Here is a 306-nt window from a genome sequence, read left to right on the forward strand (position 1 = left end):
TGATCTGTCCGCAACCCCAGGAACAAGTTCCTGGTTTGGGCTCTTTCCCTTTCGCTCGCCGCTACTCAGAAAATCGATTTTTCTTTCTCTTCCTCCGGGTACTTAGATGTTTCAGTTCCCCGGGTCTACCTCTATAAACCTATGAATTCAGTTTACAGTACATAGCGTTAGCTATGTGGGTTGCCCCATTCGGAAATCTCCGGATCGCAGGCTATTTGCGCCTACCCGAAGCTTATCGCAGCTTATCGCGTCCTTCATCGGCTACTGGTGCCAAGGCATTCACCATGCGCCCTTTGTAGCTTGACC

Annotated in this window: 1 rRNA gene; it reads right to left on the reverse strand. The window is 50.3% G+C overall.

Features of this window, described 5'->3' with window-relative positions:
- Positions 1–306, reverse strand: a 23S ribosomal RNA gene (locus N4T77_RS20195); the annotation flags it as partial.

It is taken from the genome of Clostridium sp. CX1 (assembly GCF_025398335.1).
GTDB lineage: Bacteria > Bacillota > Clostridia > Clostridiales > Clostridiaceae > Clostridium_AM > Clostridium_AM tanneri.